Origin of the sequence: Undibacterium sp. RTI2.2 (assembly GCF_035018705.1) — a bacterium.
Taxonomy (GTDB): Bacteria; Pseudomonadota; Gammaproteobacteria; order Burkholderiales; family Burkholderiaceae_D; genus Undibacterium.
On sequence record NZ_JASJXN010000005.1, the window covers coordinates 73,220 to 92,833 of the forward strand.

At 46.9% G+C, this 19,614-nt stretch carries 18 protein-coding genes, 1 tRNA gene and 1 pseudogene; 12 read left to right on the forward strand and 8 right to left on the reverse strand.

Going from position 1 to position 19,614, the window contains the following annotated elements:
* Nucleotides 1–59 precede the first annotated feature (59 nt).
* A complete protein-coding gene (locus QN395_RS04345; RefSeq protein ID WP_323491775.1) occupies nucleotides 60–458 on the reverse strand; it encodes a hypothetical protein in 399 nt (132 codons plus the stop codon).
* A 284-nt stretch (nucleotides 459–742) separates the two neighbouring features.
* Between QN395_RS04345 and QN395_RS04350 the strand changes: the two genes are divergently transcribed.
* From QN395_RS04350 to QN395_RS04365, 5 genes and pseudogenes are all read left to right on the forward strand, one after another.
* Nucleotides 743–2,062, forward strand: a complete 1,320-nt coding sequence (locus QN395_RS04350) for an aspartate aminotransferase family protein (RefSeq protein ID WP_323491776.1) — start codon at nucleotides 743–745, stop codon at nucleotides 2,060–2,062.
* Between the two features lie 133 nt (nucleotides 2,063–2,195).
* A tRNA-Leu gene (locus QN395_RS04355) sits at nucleotides 2,196–2,280 on the forward strand.
* A 94-nt stretch (nucleotides 2,281–2,374) separates the two neighbouring features.
* Nucleotides 2,375–2,563: pseudogene (locus QN395_RS21590) on the forward strand (DUF6538 domain-containing protein); the annotation flags it as partial.
* Between the two features lie 21 nt (nucleotides 2,564–2,584).
* Nucleotides 2,585–2,866, forward strand: a complete 282-nt coding sequence (locus QN395_RS04360) for a hypothetical protein (protein ID WP_323491777.1) — start codon at nucleotides 2,585–2,587, stop codon at nucleotides 2,864–2,866.
* Nucleotides 2,867–3,201: 335 nt separating this feature from the next.
* On the forward strand, nucleotides 3,202–3,636 hold the full coding sequence (locus tag QN395_RS04365) for an Imm50 family immunity protein (protein WP_322117935.1): 435 nt from the start codon (nucleotides 3,202–3,204) through the stop codon (nucleotides 3,634–3,636).
* A gap of 67 nt (nucleotides 3,637–3,703) precedes the next feature.
* Here the strand turns inward: QN395_RS04365 and QN395_RS04370 are convergent, their stop codons facing one another.
* Nucleotides 3,704–3,973: an N-6 DNA methylase gene (locus QN395_RS04370; protein ID WP_322117934.1), complete on the reverse strand. Its 270-nt coding sequence runs from the start codon at nucleotides 3,971–3,973 to the stop codon at nucleotides 3,704–3,706.
* Nucleotides 3,974–4,173: 200 nt separating this feature from the next.
* Between QN395_RS04370 and QN395_RS04375 the strand changes: the two genes are divergently transcribed.
* The 4 genes from QN395_RS04375 (at nucleotide 4,174) to QN395_RS04390 (ending at nucleotide 8,489) form a co-directional block, all read left to right on the forward strand.
* Nucleotides 4,174–4,638, forward strand: coding sequence for a hypothetical protein (locus QN395_RS04375; RefSeq protein WP_322117933.1), 465 nt, complete (start codon nucleotides 4,174–4,176; stop codon nucleotides 4,636–4,638).
* Between the two features lie 535 nt (nucleotides 4,639–5,173).
* Complete coding sequence (gene maiA / locus QN395_RS04380) at nucleotides 5,174–5,842, forward strand: maleylacetoacetate isomerase (protein WP_322117932.1); 669 nt, start codon at nucleotides 5,174–5,176, stop codon at nucleotides 5,840–5,842.
* A gap of 190 nt (nucleotides 5,843–6,032) precedes the next feature.
* A complete protein-coding gene (locus QN395_RS04385; RefSeq protein WP_322117931.1) occupies nucleotides 6,033–6,866 on the forward strand; it encodes an alpha/beta hydrolase in 834 nt (277 codons plus the stop codon).
* 219 nt (nucleotides 6,867–7,085) lie between these two features.
* A complete protein-coding gene (locus tag QN395_RS04390; RefSeq protein WP_322117930.1) occupies nucleotides 7,086–8,489 on the forward strand; it encodes a tetratricopeptide repeat-containing glycosyltransferase family protein in 1,404 nt (467 codons plus the stop codon).
* 54 nt (nucleotides 8,490–8,543) lie between these two features.
* Here the strand turns inward: QN395_RS04390 and QN395_RS04395 are convergent, their stop codons facing one another.
* Nucleotides 8,544–8,669 (reverse strand): hypothetical protein, encoded by a 126-nt coding sequence (locus QN395_RS04395; RefSeq protein ID WP_322117929.1) that lies wholly within the window; start codon nucleotides 8,667–8,669, stop codon nucleotides 8,544–8,546.
* On the opposite strand from QN395_RS04395, the gene QN395_RS04400 reads away from it, so the two are divergent.
* Both QN395_RS04400 and QN395_RS04405 read left to right on the forward strand, forming a co-directional pair.
* Nucleotides 8,668–9,054: a glutathione S-transferase N-terminal domain-containing protein gene (locus QN395_RS04400; RefSeq protein WP_322117928.1), complete on the forward strand. Its 387-nt coding sequence runs from the start codon at nucleotides 8,668–8,670 to the stop codon at nucleotides 9,052–9,054. The genes QN395_RS04395 and QN395_RS04400 overlap by 2 nt on opposite strands.
* 282 nt (nucleotides 9,055–9,336) lie before the next feature.
* The gene (locus tag QN395_RS04405) at nucleotides 9,337–9,603 is read left to right on the forward strand and encodes a hypothetical protein (protein ID WP_323491778.1); all 267 of its coding nucleotides are present in this window, start codon (nucleotides 9,337–9,339) and stop codon (nucleotides 9,601–9,603) included.
* 145 nt (nucleotides 9,604–9,748) lie between these two features.
* On the opposite strand, the gene QN395_RS04410 is transcribed toward QN395_RS04405, so the two are convergent.
* The 5 genes from QN395_RS04410 to QN395_RS04430 form a co-directional block, all read right to left on the reverse strand.
* Nucleotides 9,749–10,276: a GNAT family protein gene (locus tag QN395_RS04410; RefSeq protein ID WP_322117926.1), complete on the reverse strand. Its 528-nt coding sequence runs from the start codon at nucleotides 10,274–10,276 to the stop codon at nucleotides 9,749–9,751.
* 116 nt (nucleotides 10,277–10,392) lie between these two features.
* The gene (locus QN395_RS04415) at nucleotides 10,393–12,801 is read right to left on the reverse strand and encodes an ABC transporter permease (protein ID WP_322117925.1); all 2,409 of its coding nucleotides are present in this window, start codon (nucleotides 12,799–12,801) and stop codon (nucleotides 10,393–10,395) included.
* Between the two features lie 114 nt (nucleotides 12,802–12,915).
* Nucleotides 12,916–13,596: an ABC transporter ATP-binding protein gene (locus QN395_RS04420; protein ID WP_322117924.1), complete on the reverse strand. Its 681-nt coding sequence runs from the start codon at nucleotides 13,594–13,596 to the stop codon at nucleotides 12,916–12,918.
* Nucleotides 13,597–13,682: 86 nt separating this feature from the next.
* Entirely contained in the window at nucleotides 13,683–16,199 is a 2,517-nt protein-coding gene (locus QN395_RS04425) for an ABC transporter permease (protein WP_322117923.1), read from the reverse strand.
* Between the two features lie 360 nt (nucleotides 16,200–16,559).
* On the reverse strand, nucleotides 16,560–17,846 hold the full coding sequence (locus tag QN395_RS04430; protein ID WP_322117922.1) for an efflux RND transporter periplasmic adaptor subunit: 1,287 nt from the start codon (nucleotides 17,844–17,846) through the stop codon (nucleotides 16,560–16,562).
* A 349-nt stretch (nucleotides 17,847–18,195) separates the two neighbouring features.
* Between QN395_RS04430 and QN395_RS04435 the strand changes: the two genes are divergently transcribed.
* Complete coding sequence (locus QN395_RS04435; protein WP_323491779.1) at nucleotides 18,196–19,614, forward strand: sigma-54 dependent transcriptional regulator; 1,419 nt, start codon at nucleotides 18,196–18,198, stop codon at nucleotides 19,612–19,614.

Sequence of the window (19,614 nt, forward strand, 5' to 3'; positions counted from 1 at the left end):
TGATTACTTGGACGATTTAGACTAATCTAGCAATACTCCCCTTAAATCACTAACCAACATTAATTATGGCTAGTTTTATTTGGCGGCTCGATCGATAAGCTATTTTGATGGTCGGTGCTGGCATCCACCATGTCGGGCGCGACTTCAATCCTGGTGATGCCAGAATTAACGGAAATTGGATCGCTGGAGGGAAACGACATTTCCAGCGCATCGTCTAGCAAACACTCTCTGGCTTTATCTTCTTTCGTTTCTATCTCATCTGCCAAAGTCGTTATGGCTATCGCCCATTTAACGAATTTAAGATGTCCAAGTTCGCGGATAGTAGTGACGTTAAATGCCTTTTTTAGTAACTCAGCATCCTTGGCACTAACGCCTAGCAAGGCATCGACCGGCGCATTGGCAAGCTCGTGGAAGTTCATATTTTCGTAGGCTTTATCTACACAGGTAAGGATTTTCATTACGTCGCCTTTTAACTGAAAGTTTTTACAGAGATCAGAATGAACTGATCGCTTAATCCAGTCTGTTCGCTAACGTACCCCAACTGAAGTCCAGATCTTTATATTTTTAGGACTTGCGCAAAACTGTCACAGCAAGGCCTGGCGACGACGATGGTACTTTAGTGCAGCTAGGGCAGTTTTGCGTAAGTCCTCAGTTTAATCAAACAAGCTCTTGAGTAAGCTAATCAGGAGTGTCACAATCAAAGCAGCCCGCAAAAAATTTTACTCCATCAGGACTTAAGACCATGAGCTCTGCTCTGAACACAGAACATTTCTGGATGCCATTTTCCGCCAATCGTCAATACAAAACCAAACCGCGTCTGATGGTCGCCGCCGCGGGCATGCATTACACCACGGACGACGGACGACAAATTTTGGATGGAACCGCAGGTTTATGGTGCGTGAATGCAGGGCATGGACACCCGCACATCGTGAAGGCGATTCAAACACAGGCAGCGCGTATGGATTTTGCGCCCACCTTCCAGATGGGACATCCGCTGGCATTTGAGGCTGCCAGCAAATTAGTCTCGATTGCACCAGAGGGATTGAACCGCGTGTTCTTTTGTAATGACGGGTCTGAAGGCGTTGATACAGCTTTAAAAATGGCGCTGGCTTATCATCGGGTACGCGGAGACGGCATGCGACATCGCCTGATCGGACGCGAGCGTGGATATCACGGTGTTGGCTTTGGCGGCATTTCTGTGGGTGGTATCGCTGGCAACCGCAAACATTTTGGTCCGGCTCTGCCCGCAGTCGATCATCTGCGCCATCCTTTAAATATCACAAAAAATGCTTTCAGCCGCGGCCTGCCAGAACACGGTGCAGAGATGGCAGATGAGTTAGAACAACGCTTGCTCGCCCTGCATGATCCATCCACTGTCGCTGCGGTGATTGTTGAACCATTACAAGGGTCAACCGGCGTCATCTTGCCGCCCAAAGGCTACTTACAAAAAATAAGAGCAATTTGTGACAAGTACGGCATTCTGCTGATTTTTGATGAGGTTATTACTGGATTCGGTCGCCTCGGCACACCGTTTGCGGCTGATTATTTTGGCGTTATTCCGGACATGATTGTATGTGCCAAAGGCCTGACCAACGCGGCAGTGCCGATGGGCGCAGTCATCGTCAAACAAGCAGTGCATGATGCATTTATGGATGCAGCGCCAGAAAACACTATCGAATTTTTCCACGGATACACCTACAGCGCACACCCACTGGCATGCGCCGCGGCGATTGCGACGATTGATGTGTACAAAGAAGAAAAACTGTTTGACCGCGCCGCCACAAACGCCAACTATTTTGAACAGGCAGCTCACAGCTTGCAAGGTCTGCCCTACGTCAAAGATATCCGCAATCTGGGTCTGGTTTGCGGCATCGAATTAGAAAGTATTCCAGGCAAACCCGGCGCACGCGCCTTTGACGTGTTCCTCAAATGTTTCTGGGAAAAAGGCGTCTTAATCCGCACCACTGGCGACATCATTGCGCTGTCACCACCACTGATCATTGATCCAACACAGATGGATGAATTGTTCGGAGCAATCGCCAGTATCCTAAAAGCGCAATAGCAAAAAACCACATCCAAACAACGATATTGCAATAATCTAGCGAGAAAATAAGGAGAATCAGCGCCAGCAAAGCAAGAATGCTAGCGCGCTCTTGCAATATTTTTGCCGCTCTGTCATAATCTTGGCTTGCGTTGCCGAGATGGCGGAATAGGTAGACGCACGGGACTCAAAATCCCGCGCTGCAAGGCGTGCCGGTTCGATTCCGGCTCTCGGCACCAAGAAGACACTAAGCTCTTGATTTTTCAAGGGTTTTTTTGTTTTTATGCTCTGTTTTTGTCTAGTGTCACATATGAGTGTCACAACTCACACAAAATGGGCATCAAATTACCTTCCAATTTACACCGCAATAGACATGGTGTTTTGTACTTTCGTCTCAATATCCCCGAAGACCTACACGGCTTCTTTGAGACCAAAGTAATCTACCGCAGCTTACTCACTTCCAGTATCAGGCTCGCTTCTGGCGCTGCACAAACGATGGCTCTCAAATTTAAGCATTTGTTTAGAGAACTACGGAGCCAATCGATGAGCAAACCAACAAAAACAACGGCAGACGCACTCAACGATTTCATTCAATTGCCCGATCTGCGCGAGCGCATCAGGCTGGCTGGATTACAAGCCACTTCACAAGAGCAAGAGGAGGAATTAGCGCAACGAGAGCAATTGATCGCCAATCTGGGCTTGGAGCAAGCAAACGCCAGGCAAAGACACGAGGTAGAACTGAAACGCGCACAGCTAGGAAGCAACTGCTTCGCCAGAATAGGCGGACAGACCTCTAGGTTATGCGTGTTATTTAACTCTATTTGAAGTTAAACGCACAAACTACATGAAAGCAACGGGCGATTGGCGGCTAACGAATCAGGAACGATACTTAAAAAGTGTCGCACTTCATTGGTGTAGTTCCGCACCAAAGAGTTCCGAAAATGATCACGACTATTGCGAGTTTTGTTTTGCTAAATTTATGTCTAACGAATCCGTAGACGCATTGCGTGAGGGATTTACGGCAGATGATCGTGATCGTTAGATCTGCAACGAATGTTTTGATGACTTCAATAATATGTTCCATTGGCAGACAACAAGTCCGTTTAACTCAACATCCGACACGGACGCTTCGCGCCGGTCAATTTAACGTTAGGTCTCATATGGCGAACATTCCTCCCATCCAAGGTGCAGAAGAAGTGCTGTCTGCGTTGGGGTGGTGGCCGTCGTTCCATGATGCAGAGGTCATTCGCTTCTCGCTTGCCCGCGGTGCATCGCCAGACACCAAGACGTCCGACGCCGAGCTTGAAGTACAAGTACGAGAGTACGAGCCGAGAAACGTGGGAACAGCAGAATACAAAGTTGTTCTTATCAAGGAAGTAGTCATCCGATTCGCCTTCGTCGGAGTCGAAGAAGTCCAGGTCGAGGATTTCAATTTTCAAAATGTCATCAACTCGCTCGTCATCTACCCGGTGACCCAAGGGGTCAGGGAACGAATGCGAGTTGAAGTCGAGTCAATCTACGGCTTTGGTGCAACATTGTTCTGCAACAGCGCAAAGGTAGCGAGTGTATCCCGCTTAATACCCATTGAAGCCTAACCCACTCTGCTGCCGTTCGAGGCTCTTTATTGCGGTCAGTCAAACTCAACATTTATAGAATTAAAGGCTATCGTCGCGAGCTGAAAGCCAAGTGCGATAATTCATGCGGCTGCAATAAAGCCACCAGCAATTGCACGACTTCGCTAGGCGTATAGAACTCACCGCCTTTTTTACCCGCTGAGTCGGCAAACATTTTGATCAGGTATTCGTAGGCAGTGCCTAACAAATCGGTCGATTCGAAATCTTGGTTGCGGAGACGATGTTTAGAAAAGTGCGATAGCAGGTCTGCCAGTTTTTTGTCGGAGAGTTTGTTTTTGACGTTGAAGTCAATCGACACCAAGGCGCCTTCCAAGCTGGTGTTGTGTTCTTCAATCGCTTCGGTTGCTTTGTTTAACCGAGCGACGTCCGGGTGATAGCACTAACTTTTCCATCGTCGAGGAAGTAATACCAGACAAATTCAAAGTAGTTTTACCGTCAAATTCAAACTTTAACACTTACATTGTTAACAGCAAAAAATTCATAGGTAACGATATATCAATGGGGGTGGATGAATTCAACGCCTACACGCTTACCGCTAGGCTGGAACTAGACTTAACGTCTACTAGCGTTTATGAAAAATTAAAAACTAGTGGACTCCAATCTTACGCTGGAAATATAAGCGGCATGAGCGACTTTATGCTGTACACCTTATCCTATCTAAAAGCGGCAAGAGTGAATCATCCCTCGACCTATCAAAACATTAAAAATAGTCCTCTGTTCCTAGCACATATAAATAGCTTGTGGGAATCTGCTGAAAATACCTTAAATATTGTTTACAACTTTACGTTGAGTAAAGGTGGTGTTTACAGCGTAAATTCTGAGGTAATTGCTGAAATTTATTCCCCAGAATTAATTTCAGAACTGGATGTGCTTGGCATCAGCATCTTCAATTTAACTATTGGTGTAATACCTATTTTTCCAAAAGTATACCTGCTGAAAACTCTGGAAAGAAATAATCAGTGATTATAAAAATCACCATAGGAGTAATACGGATTTATTTAGCCCAAGTAAACTCCGAATCGCAGAACTTTAAAACGCTTACACAATTCATAAAAAATCCGGTAGCTCCAACCGTCATTATTTACCATCATTTCCTGCAATACTTACCATATCAATCTTAGGCAAATAAATGCTCTGACTGGCAGTTAAACTCAGAGATAAAATGATGCTACCTGAATAGCGTTTAACTACCAAAAACATCAATCGATACCCTAAAAAAGTATGCGCGCAGCCTGAAAAAACTTACTTTAGTGACTGTAGTAAAATCAGTAAATAAATCAATGTTTGATCTGACCTCATACCTTTTTCCCAGAAAGATAGCCTCCATATTCTGCAACGTATTACCCAATGCGAAATACCGAGGTGGTACGATCAAAATAGAGATTTTTTTTCATTGAAAATTGACGAAATAAAGAGAGTTTTAACCATCTAAATTGATTTCCCTATTAGTCAACGCTCTGTTAGCCAAATCATTCAATTTTGTTCTTTAGGAGGTCTTATGTTGAAACAACCTGAGTTTGAGTTATTTGCGTTCTGGCGCACGTCAGCAACTTACCGTGTGCGCGTTGCCTTGAATCTGAAAGGTCTGGTCGCGCACGAGAAGATCGTCAACATCGATGCTGGCGAGCAACGCAGTGAGGCTTTCCTTAAGATCAATCCTATGGGGGCAATCCCTGCACTGATTGAGGCAGGACATCCGCCAATTACGCAATCTCTAGCGATTCTGGAATTTTTAGAGGAATCTCAACCGTCCCCAGCATTACTGCCAAAAGATCTGCACGCTCGTGCCCGAGTGCGCTCTCTGGCATCAATACTGGTTGCCGACATGCATCCTTTAATCACCCCGCGAGTAAAAAAATATTTAGTTGGCACTAGCCATTTTGATGACGCAGCTTGGCGAGCCTGGCAAATTAACTGGTTCACCACTGGCCTGCAAGCGCTGGAACAACGGCTGGCGTCGGAGCCAGATACAGGAATATTTTGTCATGGCGATAAACCGACCATCGCGGATATTTGCCTCGCCAGTATTATTGCCGTGATGCGCATTTTTAAAATCACTGTTAACGATATACCGACTGTTGACAGGATTATGGCTAGCTGTGAAGCACTGGATGCTTTTGCCAAAGCGGCGCCGCAACGACAAGTCGGTGCGCCCTCAGCAAATTAATTTTATGCAGAGTTGCCTAATTTGAGCTTATAGCGCTTTATCTTCTAGCCTGTGATGAGTGATCAGTTAATTTATCCATAAAACAATAATGTATTTTGCTTTGCCGTAATTGATAACGGAAAAATGGTCGCGATCAATAATTTAAAACTCGCGGCAAGCTTGTATCAACATCACCTCAAGGAGTTTTTAAATGCCTATATTGAAAATTGAAAGTCCTCAACAAGCCCCGATTGACTTGTATTATGAGGATCATGGCAGCGGATTGCCGATTGTCCTTATCCATGGCTGGCCATTAAGTGGCCGATCTTGGGAGGCACAAGTACCCGCTCTGGTAGCAGCTGGCTATCGTGTAATAACCTATGATCGTCGTGGTTTTGGCGGGTCGTCACAACCCTGGTCCGGTTACGACTATGATCATTTTTCTGCTGACTTGCATCAACTGATAACCCATCTCAATCTAAAAAACGCCACACTTGTCGGCTTTTCTATGGGTGGTGGTGAAGTCGCTCGTTATATCAGTACATACGGCACCGAGCGTGTCGGCAAAGCGGTATTTGCCGGCGCTGTACCTCCGTATCTCTACAAGTCGGCCGACAATCCTGAAGGAGGATTAGATGATGCGACGATCAAGCAATTTCAGGAAGCCGTCATCAGCGACCGCATCAGTTTTCTGGATACGTTCACGACTAACTTTTTCAGCGTGAACGGTAAGTTGCTAGTCAGTGAAGCACAGCGCGTATATGCGCGTGAGATTGCATCTTTCGCGTCACCCAAAGGGACATTAGATTGTATTGGCGCGTTTTCTTACACGGACTTCCGTAGCGACCTGACTAAATGCACCATACCAACTTTGGTGATCCACGGGGATGCTGATGGTATCGTGCCTCTGGAGGTAAGTGGCGCAAGAACTCACAAAGCAATTAAGGATAGCCAGTTATGCGTCATCGAGGGCGGCCCGCATGGATTTAATCTGTCTCATGCAGCAGAATTTAACAAAGGCTTGATTGATTTTTTAGCGTCTTAAACCGGTTCCCGAAGAACAACGCGCTATTTAGCTATTCAAATAATTGAGTAGTTAAATGGCCGTCATAGTGTATAGCATCGAGGCGTCCAAAATCATCAGTTATACAGCGAACAGTCTCAAACTACATACATCGTTGTAACACATTGTTTTAAAAAATTAGTACTTACGCAAATATAATCCCGCAGGACAGAAACCAGATTTTTCCCATAAGCGAATCCGATGTCAGATTATCCCGAATCAGCTCTCACACTTTTCGCTACCGGTAATCAGTTGATGGCAGTTGCTGAAAATGACAAAGCGCTTGCCTGTTTTATGCAAGCGCTGGAAATCGCTCCCGACTTTTCCGAGGTGATGATTAACCTGGCTTATCTGCAAGAGCAAGTTGGCGCATGGAGGAGTGCTGAGTTTTGGTATCAGCAAGCGATCACGGTACGACCCGACGTGGTACAAACTTATCTGAACTTAGGCGCGATGCTGATGGCACGCGATCGCTTTGATGAGGCGGAGAACGTATACCGGCAGTGTTTATTATTTACCTCCGACTCACCCGCATTGTGGTCCAATTTGGGTGTCTTGCTAGCCTGTACGAAACGAGAGGAAGAAGCTGAGGATTGCTACCGTACTGCGCTCAATCTGAGCCACGATTATGCGACAGCACGTTTTAATTTAGCCTATATTTTGTTGCGGCAAGGGCGCTATGCCGAAGGCTGGCCTTGCATGGAAGCGCGTGATTGGATTACACGTATATCGGCTGTGTTTACTTGTCAGCGCTGGCAAGGTGGCGACCTGTCCGGCAAATCGATCGTGATCGGTTTTGAGGCAGGTCACGGCGACATGATCCAATTCTGTCGCTATGCTGTTTTTCTGAGAGAAAAAGGCGCGACTAAAGTCACGTTGATTTGTCATCCAGGTTTAAAAAGATTGTTCGGCGGTCTGGCGGATGTGGATGAAATTTTATCTCTGGATGATAATTTATCGAACCGGGAATGGGATTTTTGGACCTTACCAATGAGCTTGCCTTTTCATTTTGAGACCCGCTTAGATACTATCCCTGCGACTATTCCTTATCTGCATGCCGATGCAGATGTGCTGCAACAGTGGTCAGAAAAATGGCCAGCCCAATATTCACAGCTGTCGTCTGCCAATCAGAAACGCGTAGGTCTGGTCTGGAAAGGCAACTCTCGTTTTGAAAATGATGCGCACCGCTCGCTGCCGTCGGTGACCTATTTGACGCCGGTATTAAAAGTGCCTGGCGTTCAATTTGTCAGCCTGCAAAAAGAGTTGGCGGGAGAATCTATCCCTGAGTCATTTTCAGTGTTAATGCTGGGTGACTGCGTCACAGATTTTGCAGACACTGCGGCCATCATCAAACAACTGGATTTAGTCATCAGTGTCGACACCGCTGTCGCACATCTGGCTGGTGCTTTGGGTGTGCCCTGCTGGCTGTTAGTGCCGGACTATAAACCAGACTGGCGCTGGCTGGCGCATCGTCAGGACAGCCCATGGTACCCGCATCAAATGCGTCTGTTCAGGCAGGACTCAGCAGGAAGTTGGAATACTGTGATGGACGAGCTTGCTGTGGCTCTGGCAATTTGGGTCAAAGACGGTAAGACATTTTCTTAGGGAGATGCGTGGATCACGCATCAATACAATCTGCCGAAATCATGCACTTGTCGCTTACAATGCGCCCTTCTGCGCTGAATCGTTATCAATACCATCGTCGATACCGTCGTCCACAACATCGTCCATAACATCGGCAATCTCGATAACAGCGTCATCATTTTTAAACCTGGTAGAACTCATGAAATACTTTTTTAGACTGCTGCGCATCGTCCTCGGCCCTTTCATGCTGTTGAAAGAAAGCCTGACACGGCCAAAAGGTGTCGTGCGCCCCGTCGCTGATCAGACTAAGGTCGATGCAGCATGCCAAAAGCTGGCCTTATATCAGTTTGCAACGTGCCCTTTTTGCATCAAGGTGCGGAAAGAAATGGCGCGCCTGTCGCTGACTATAGAACTACGTAATACGCAACATATGACAGAACATCGCCAAACTTTATTAGCCCAAGGCGGCAGCCCTAAAGTCCCCTGCCTGAAGATCAGCAACGACGACGGCAGCGTGAAGTGGTTATATGAATCCAAGGATATCGTGCACTATTTGCAGCAGGAATTTGCGGTAGTATCAACATAGGATTTAGCAAGGCGTTTAATTGTTAGCATGCACAAATAACGCATTGATCAGACATCGATCCGACATTAATAAGACACTAGTAAAATACGAATTCCATCATCTAAAATCAATCTGATGAAAATACATGGTCAATAGGAAATTACCGTAGTACGCAACGTCCTCGTACGCACTACAGCGGGTAGTTTTAATGAAGAAGGCACTTGGGCTTGCTTTCTCGATACGAAAAAAAAGGCACCGGTCAACCAGTCTTGGGCGGGTCTGACCAATGCCGCTCATTGGGAGATGTCGAATGTAGATTCGCTACAAGCATTCCCTAAAATGCGTGAATGGGCATTCCAGAATTCTTGCGTCTGTCTCGCTGTAGTTGTGCCAGACAATATGCGCAAAGAAATCCACCGCCGCCAAACTGGCAACTTGCCAGAAAACTTAGTCCACTATTTCTCGACGATAGAAGAAGCTTGTACCTGGCTGACCTCACGCGGATTTGATTTTACGGTAGCAGATTATCCGCATGCAGAGTTCATCGCCAGAACACGTAAAGCAGATTAACAAGTCAACTCTAAAAACGGATGTCCAATCATTCTGCGGCTCTTGGAAGGAAATCACGCCAGAAGCCGCAGAATGATTGGACGCTCTAAATCGAAATTTTAGATTGATCCAGTAATTAAACCTACATCAACTAACTCAGACTTACTCAAAGTACTTCCCACTCATGCCGCAACAGTGCATACATGGCCATATCAACATGTCTACCCCGGCTAAAAGAGGCGCCACGGGCGATGCCCTCTTTTAGATAGCCGCAATTGATCGCCACTTTTTCTGAGGCGATATTATCGACATGCATGTGGATTTCTAAGCGATTGATCAGTAAGGTCTTAAACAGATAATCGGTCAGCAGTTGCACGGCCTCCGTCATGATGCCTTTGCCACGCTTGTCGCTAGCAAATAGTCCGTAGCCGATCTCACGTGAGTTAAAGTAAGAGATAGTTTTAAAATGAAACACGCGACCTAAAATCGTCCCGTCGTGATCAACGATTAAAAACGTTTCATTGAGTTCTTTACTCAAGGATTCTGCTTCAAATTTCTTCTCCAATGCACCTGGCAACATCATCTCTAAAGAGAGAAAATCACCTTTAGATTCTGGCGCGTTGAGTAATCTGATCAGCTCAGGGATATCATCTTTTTGCACATGCCGAAGATGAAAGCAACTGCCTTTGATCATATGGATGGTCTCCTGTATCGAGTGGTAATACTGAAAGAATTTTTAATGAAAATGAACAAGGTTTTATCCTCCAGTGTACCAGCCAGTCACTCGTTTTCAATACATGACAAAGAGTTTTATCCTCGCAAAGCCGATGCAGGAGACATATGCATTGCCACTCTGGTATGCCGTATGGTCGAGATCATTGCTACGATCGAAGCACTGACCAGCGCGGCCAATACCGCCCATGGTCCGATCGCCGCACGTTCAGCAAACTCATCTAAAAGAGATTCCCCCATGACGTAGGCCACAGGCAAACCAAGTAGCGCCGCGACGCCGATCAGCGCAATAAACTCATAGCTAAGTAACTGAGCGATATCTCGTCCCATGGCTCCGTATAGCTTGCGCAAAACGATCTCTTTTGACCGCCGTTGCAGACTATAGGCGGACAAAATATACATGCCAACAAACGCCAGAGAAATCACAATACACATCACAATCGAAAAAATGATTAACATAGGTTCAATTTGTCTTGGCCCTCTTTCCAGCAAATTCCTTACCGGCTTAATCTGCAATATATTCTGAGGAAAATGTTGCGCCCAAAGATGGGCGATAGCGGCGCTAACAATAGCTGGATCACCCTCAAATTTGACGGACAGCGATGGCGTTTCTAGCGACAGCATAAACACGCGTGGTGCAGCATCCATCAGCAGGCTCTGCGTCCTGACAGGTTGATTGACTCCGATGATTTGTAAGGGCTTGTCTTTGACTTTAATGAATTGTCCAACGGCAGCGGTAGGCGAGCTAAAGCCCAAGCGCGTAACAGCCAAAGCGTCAATCACTACGACACTGGGATTGTCAACGTTATCTATCTTTGCATCAAATAAGCGACCTGCTAATGGGGCGATCTCATAGACATTAAAGTAGTCGGGGCTGACCAGCGTTTTATCGAGTTTGATGACACGAGCATCGGGCATGGTGATATCGACATTCCAAAAATCAGCCTGGCCGATTGCCACGGTAGAAGCCGTTGTTTTGACGACGCCAGGCAGGCGCCTTACTGCGTCACTGAAGCTTTTAGAATTTACCTGCTCTAATCCGTAAGGCATCTCAATCGAGAGAAATTTGTCTGGATCAAATCCAAAATTTAAACGGCTGATGTGTTGAAGCTGCCCTGACATTGTCAATGCCATGCTAATAAAAAACATCCCGACTGCAAATTGAAATACTGTCAGGCTGCGGCGCAACCACATCCCATGAGTACTCACCGAACTGCCGCGTCCAGCGAGGATTGCGGAGGGACGTATTTGGGCTGTCATCAATGCCGGATAAAAACCTGCCAGCAATCCTATAACGATGCTGAAACCTAGCACAGCCAATATACCCAATAAACAATTGGTAGCGGTCAGCAGTGACTCCAATACAAAACCGGATAAAGCAGAAAATCCTGGCAAGACTAGCCATGCCAACAGCATCCCGACACCTGCCGCGATCAGAGAGACCAGTATCGTCTCTGTCAATATCTGCATGATGACACGCCAATGCGGAGCACCAAGCACTTTACGAATAGCGATCTCGCGCTGTCGCGCTATGATCCTGACCGTAGCCAGATTGACGTAATTTGCAATCGCTAACAACAAAACGAATAAGGCGATGCACGCAACTGAAATAGTGATCGTTCGATTGCCTTTTCTTGATCCGTTACCACCACCGACTACAGGGTCAAGGAAAGACTCGGTCAGTGGTCCTAACTTCACTTCATATAACGGATCGTGACCTAATTGTGCAAGTTGCTCCGCTTTGAGTTGCGCACGTAAAGGCGACCTGTCGGCATCCTCTGCAATACGCCGCGCAATTTGATCTGCGGAGATATTTGCACCTAACTTGATGTAAAGACGAGCTGACAAATCGGACCAGCTGTCTAATATGGCTTTACGCTCATCCGCTTTCCACGCCAAGGTATTGATACCGGTAACAGCAGAAAACGGAACTGTAGAGTTGTCCGGTGTATCGCTGATAATTGCTGATACGAGGAAAGTATCGTTTTTGATATGCACGTATTTTCCCAAGGCATGGGTATCGCCAAAAAGTCGTCGTGCAGTCGATACGGTGAGTGCCAGAGCATTCGGACGACTTAGGGCAACTAACAGATCGCCTTCAACCGGCTTGATACCAAATACCTCTATCAAACTAGCATCAGCCGTGGTGAGTTTGACGTTTTGCACTGCACCGTCACCGCGCATCTCGGTATCAAGCACCACCAAGCGTGTTGCATGCAATGGCAAGCCGCTGCGCTCCAGGCCATCTTTTACTAAAGTCGGAATATTTTCATGCCAGCGCTGATCCTCCCAATTTGGCAAACTCTTGACGATAAAGATATGCTGATTGTCAGGTACATGACGATCAAAATGCAAAGCATAATAAATATAGCTAAGGCCAAGAAAGAACACCATAAATCCTATGGCTAATCCTATGATCGCTACCAGCGAATGCGCAGGTTCTTGTATCAGCAGGCGCCAGCCTATGCGGAAATCTCTGAATTTCATCAATGTCTATCTTATGTAATGGGGGCGTCAGCTATTACTGACAGGGAGTTCAGGTCGCCACATGGTGAACTCACCATGCAAAATCAGCAGGCAAGTTCGTCAGAAAGCAAACAATCAAGCGGCACGCAAAGCATCCACTACCACATGCCCGTCCAGCAGATGCAATGTCCGTGATGCTTGTGCTGCGTGCGATGGCGAGTGCGTAACCATTACGACGGTCGTGCCCTCGGCGTTAATGGTGCGTAAGATGCGCATGACTTCATCGCCATGTGCAGTATCGAGATTACCTGTCGGTTCATCGGCTAATAAAATAGCGGGGCCAGCGACTAAGGCACGTGCAATAGCGACACGTTGTTGCTGGCCACCAGACAATTGGGATGGCCTATGTTTTGCCCTATGCCCTATGCCTAACTTCTCTAACATTGCGGTGACTTTAATGCGGCGCTCTTTGACTGGTACTTCAGAATATTCCAAGGCCAGTTCGACGTTTTCATATACGCTGAGTTCTTCTATCAGGTTAAAACTTTGGAAGATGAAGCCAACTCTGCCGCGGCGTAGTTGATTTAATTGCGACTCACTCCAGCCTGCGACGTTTTGCCCCTCAAACCAGTACTCACCAGAATTAGGAATATCCAGCAAACCCAACAGACTAAGTAAAGTCGATTTGCCGCAACCAGAAGGGCCTGTGATGGCGACGTATTCTCCAGCATCGATTTCGATATTTACCCCGTTCAGTGCGGCGGTCTGTACTTCGCCTGCGACATAGAGTTTGCTGACGTTGACTAGTTTTAGCATGATGCTTCCTTATATGTTTTGTTAAAGGCTGGAATAGATTTACTTGTTAATTCAGCTTACTTTTAATTCTGCTACAACTAATTTACTCAGGCAGCGCGTAAGGCGACTGCCGGGGACATTCTTGCGGCGATTAAGGTGTGTCTGGTAGTCGCCAGCAAAGTCACTACGACAGCACCCAGCAATGCCAGGACAATTGGCCATAATCCCATCGGTGCCTGGTCTGCAAATTGCTCGACAAAACCTCTACCCGCAACATACGACAAGGGCAAGCCGACGATGGCGGCAATGCTGAGCAAAATCGTAAATTCTTTGAGCAGTAGCTTGGCGATATCGAGTTTGTCAGCACCAAATAATTTACGCATAACGATCTCTTTAGCGCGTCGCTGAACAGCATAGGCAGAGAGTATGTAGATACTGAAAATAGCCAATGGAATCATGATGGCAGCGACAATCACGCAAGAATCAAAAATAGCTTGAGGACCGCCTGCGTTGACTTCCAAATTTTGTCGTAGATGACTAAGATTTAAATACATATCTGGGAAATGCTGATGCCAGACCTCAGTAATGGCTGTTTTTGCTGCGGTCAGATCATTGCGTCCATTGACGGTTAATTGCGGCAAGAGCGGCGCTAGCGACGATTTTTCTGAGGTCGCAATCTGATACACAATCGGACGTGGTGATCCATGCATAAAGCCGCTGCTGACATTGTTGCTGATGCCGACAATCTGCATCGCTTTGCCTTCCATACTAACAATCTGCCCCAGCGCCGCATTGCCATTGGCATAGCCCAGCCGGGTTGCGGCTAACTCATTCATCACCAAACCATTACTGCTGTCACCAGAATCGATGTTGGGGTCAAACACGCGCCCTACTGCTGCCCCCAAACCAATGGTATGGAAATATTCTGGACCTACTCTCAAGGTGCTTAGACTAATAGTCTCTGCCTTGGTCGTCTTAAATTCCACCTTAGCAGGCCATGGCGTTGTATTTGCAACACCGTTGATCTCTGGCCGACGTGCCAGAGCATCCTGAAAACTACGAACCTCAGTCTGGCTCAATTCTGCAGGCAAGTTGATGATCAGCAGTGAGTCTAATTGGTAGCCATAGTCGATGTGCTTCAGATATTGGATTTGCGTCCCTATCGTCATCACCACCCCGGTCACGAACATGGCGATAGCGAATTGCATCACGGTTAACACGCGGCGTAGCCACAAACCGCCTGCTGTCTCACTATTCCCACGCCCACCCAGAGCACTGGCAGGGCGCATCTTGAGTGCAATCCAACCTGGATATAGTGCAGCGCAGATACCGACCAATATACCCATCACGATGACAATGGCGACAAATGCCATCCAGTCCTGACGCGTTAAAACGCTCACCATATCTAACTCAGTTAACTCCGACCAGGCTGGTAGTAATAACCATGCTAAGAAGGCACCAGCAATTGCGGCGATCAAAGATACCAAGATCGATTCTGCCATCATCTGCATCAGCAACCGCCCTGCTGTCACACCCAGCACTTTGCGGATCGCCATCTCGCGCTGACGCGCTATGGTGCGGATGGTGGCGAGATTAACGTAATTGCCTGCGGTTAGCAGGAGGATTAAAAACGCGACGGCATTCATCGCCAACGTAGCGATAGGGTCACCCTTAGAGCCGCTATTACTGCGAGCCTCGCTATCCAGATGGGAGTCTGCTAATGCACCAAATGCGATCTTCAATAAAGGCTTGTTGCCAAGCTCTTGCGTATCTTTTGCATTCAGATGTCCGGCCAATGCCGAGCGACTGATGTCGGTGTTGATTGCGCTGGCAAGCTCACTCAATAAACCGCCAGACTTGGTATCCGTTTTAATGCCTGATGTAGCATTCGACTGCGTACTTGGTAATAACGTATTGGGCAATAAGCGGAAATAGACTTTGTTATTCAGAAAATTTTTATCGTCATAGGAATAGTAATTCCAGTTATCTCTTGCGCGCTGGCGCTCTGCCTCTGGCCATGCGGCAGAGTTAAGACCAGCTAGCGCGGAAAACTGAATCGAGCTGGTGGCCGGCTGATCAGGCAATACCGCCGCGATACGGTAAGAAGCGCCTCTGATCTGTAAATTTTTGCCAACAACGTGACGATCGCCAAAGAGTTTTTGCGCTGTCGCTACTGACAGTGCCAGTGCATCTGGGCGGCTGAGTGCCGCTTGCAAATCACCTTCCATTGGCTTGATACCAAATACTGTAGAAAAAGCCGGATCCACCAGAGTCAGCTCTACTTTGGTCACGACATCATTGCCGCCGTCGTTCACCCGCATTGCGGCGGAATACGGCAACACTGCTGTGACCAATAAATGAGCATCGCTTTTTTCCAGCGAGTCTTTCATCGACAAAGGGACATTCTCGCTCCAAAAACCAAATCCCCAATTAGGACGTGCCTTGACGACATACACATTCTGTACCTCTGGAACATTGGTATCAAATCCAAATTCGTAGCGGGTGAATGCCAGTACCAAAAAGCAAAAAGTAAATCCTATCGTCAGGCTGACAATCATAATGGCGGAATACACAGGCTGCTGTTGCAACAGGCGCCACCCCATCCGAAAATCTTTAAAGTTCATTGTCTTATCGCTTTCTTTTTTTTTGCCGATTTACTACCGATTTACTGATTAAAAACTTAGTTGCATCAACCGTCTCTGCTTGCTTTCTCATTACATCTAAGATACTCAACAATCCCTAATAAATTTCCTCTGTTCTGTACGGCGCTTATGATGAGGTTAAGCATCTTAAAATTTTGATGAAAACCATATACTCCCCATCATTTTTATAAAAATTGGCCTATTGTCCAGACTTTATATGGACAATTAAATATACTATCTATGAGTATATAAATTATCATTCTGATACAGCAAAGAAAAAACTATCGCGTTGATGCTGTCGCCTTCCTAAGTTGACGCGCCGAGGATGCTATTTTTTTGAAGCTATTTTTTCAATTGCAAGCGCGTCGCATTACCAAATGTAGCGTAACTCGACACGACTATTTTTTCTCCTGCACTGAGGCCTGATAAGACTTCTATCTGACGGTTATTGCGACGCCCAGTTTTAATCATGCGCTTCTCGGCATCAACGCCATTGGCTGCGACCACAAAGACCCAAGCGCCGCCGCTATCGGTGATGAATGCCGCATTGGGTAATAACAAAGCATCTTTCGGTTCACCTAGGGTAATTTGCGCATCCAGGCTTTGACCGGGGTTGAGGCTGGCAGGTTGTGCATTTTTAAACACTAATTCAATCGAAAAGCGACCATCTTTGATTTGTGGATAGACCTGACTAACTTCGACACGATACTCTTTGGCGTCTTGCTTAAACACACCTTGTCGCCCTATCGCAATACGGTTCAGATAATACTCATCGACTTGTGCTGTGAGCTTAAATTGGTCGGGATCATCGATACGCCCTATATGCTGATCTGTCTTCACGGTCTCACCGATCTGCAAACGGAAATCTGTCAGGCGACCGGCAACTGGAGCCCGCACCACCAACGCATCGACCGTAGCGTTGACCAGTGTCAAACCCGTTTCTATCGTCTTAATCGCATACTCCATCTGGGCAACAGCGTCACGCTTGACTTCGGTCTCACTCGCGCTATGATTTTTCTCTTCATTAAAAGCGCGTTGCTGCTGCTCTAAGGTGTCAGCAGACTCATCCAGAGCGACCGACGAAATAAAACCTTGCTGAGCCAATTTGACGTTCCGGGCATGCTTTTTTTTCGCTTGCATCAGATTAAATTCAAGGTCAGATAAGCGGCGCTGATGATCAGAATTTGCTGCCTCAAAATTCACTCTCAAATTGGCCAGATTAGAAATCTGCTGAGTATGTTCTGACTGACGTTGCAATAGTTCTAAATTGCGTTGAGGGTTAGAAATCCTAAAAAGAATATCGCCTTTTTTCACCAACGCGCCATCATGCGCAAACACTTCTTCTACCCTGCCGGATTCGACGGAATCCAGTATCACCGAATGCAGCGCCTCGGCTTTAGAGCGGACGATAATGTCATCCAAAAAAATCCCGCTCTCGACGTTGGCGATACGCACATCGGCAGCAGATACCTGCAAACCACGCGGCATCAGATTCCATAAACCAGCAATCGCCAATCCGATTAAACATACTGACACCACGCTAATCAGAATTTTCTTATTGTGATTCTGCGGCACGATGACATCCATCGCGGCACCGGTCACAGCAAGATGAGGCGTAGATAATTTCATGGTTCAATCAAAATGGTAGGAGGTTTTGTTTGAGAATGTTTTACTCATTCTGAAACTCATGTCTACTATCGCAATCTCTGTGCCATGCTGATTTGGATTGAAAAGGACTAAAAATTGGGGATTATCGATCGGCATTGATCGGTATCGGACAATCTGATTCAGACAGATTTTAAAAACTGTCCGATATTGAACACTTCACGGATACTTCCTATTTTTACGCTTGTTAGCATTGGCGAATCATTGCTAGTGTCCTTTATCAAAGCTAGACTGTGCATTGACCCGTGTAAATTAAAATCCTACCAGTACCTACAGAAATCCCAGCCAGCTTTATTTTCAACTATGCACAATCATGTCTAATAGCGCACCTCATCTGCTGATCATTGATGACGACCCAGATGTAGCTTGTGCAGCGCAACTTTTACTGCGTCGTAAATATGCGCAAGTCAAGGTTGTGACCGAACCGGCACAAGTCAAAACTTTGTTAGCACGTGAACACCCGGATGTCGTCTTGCTGGATTTCAATTTTACCGCTGGCCGCACTGATGGAGGCGAGGGTTTGGCGATGCTAGATTTGTTGCGGGCACAACATCCCGCTCCTGCGGTCATCGCCATAACGGCGTATGCCGACGTACCTTTGGCGGTGGAGGCATTAAAACGCGGTGCTTGCGATTTCATCACCAAGCCTTGGGACAATGCCAGACTACTGGCAGCGGTAGAAACGGCTCTCGCCAGAAAATCTACTACTCACGTATCTAACAAATCAGGTACATCTGATGCGGTCAGTAATAATGATACGTCCATCGCATTTGCAAACCTGATGGGTAATTCTGCCAGCATGCGTGAACTCAAATCCATGATCGCCAACGTCGCTCCGACCGAGGCCAATGTCATGGTATTGGGAGAGAACGGCGTGGGTAAAGAACTGGTCGCACGCGCCATCCATTTAGCGTCACCACGTAAAGCAGCTCATTTTTTAGCGGTCGATATGGGAGCGATACCCGAGACCACATTTGAGAGCGATATGTTTGGTCATCGCAAAGGCGCTTTTACCGATGCGCGTAGCGACCGTGCAGGACGCTTTCAGACGGCGCGCGGTGGCGTCTTATTTTTAGATGAAATTGGCAATCTACCTTTGGGTGCACAAGCGAAATTACTGACCGCGCTAGAACGGCGTGAAGTCACACCGGTCGGTATGGACAAGGCAGAAAAAATTGATGTGCGTATCGTCAGCGCGACTAATTTAAGCGAGGTCAAGTTATTTGATCCCTCTATTTTTCGCTCGGACCTTTTATTCCGCTTAAATACCATCGTCCTGCGCGTAGCACCTTTACGCGAGCGGCGGGAAGATATCCCTGATTTGCTCAGCCATTATCTGGCGCTATATCAAAATCTATATCAGCGCCCTGTACGCCAGCTCAGCGATACCGCTTTGAACGCGCTGTGCGAGTACGATTGGCCGGGCAATGTTCGCTCTTTAAGGCACTCATGCGAGAGAGCCGTGATCTTAGGAACGCAGGCAGATTATCAGCTTCAGGATTTTGGCTTACGCTTTGCAAACACGACTTTGGTAGCGATGGCGGAAGTAGCGGGGATTGCGCCAGATAACAATACTCAGAATACCGTTCATACATTTAAGCTGACCAAACTGGAACGCGACACAATTGCCAGCGCCATGACGCAAGCTAGTGGCAATATTAGTCAGGCGGCTAAATTGCTGGGCTTAAGTCGTGCGGCTTTGTACCGGAAATTAGAAAAGCATGACATCTGA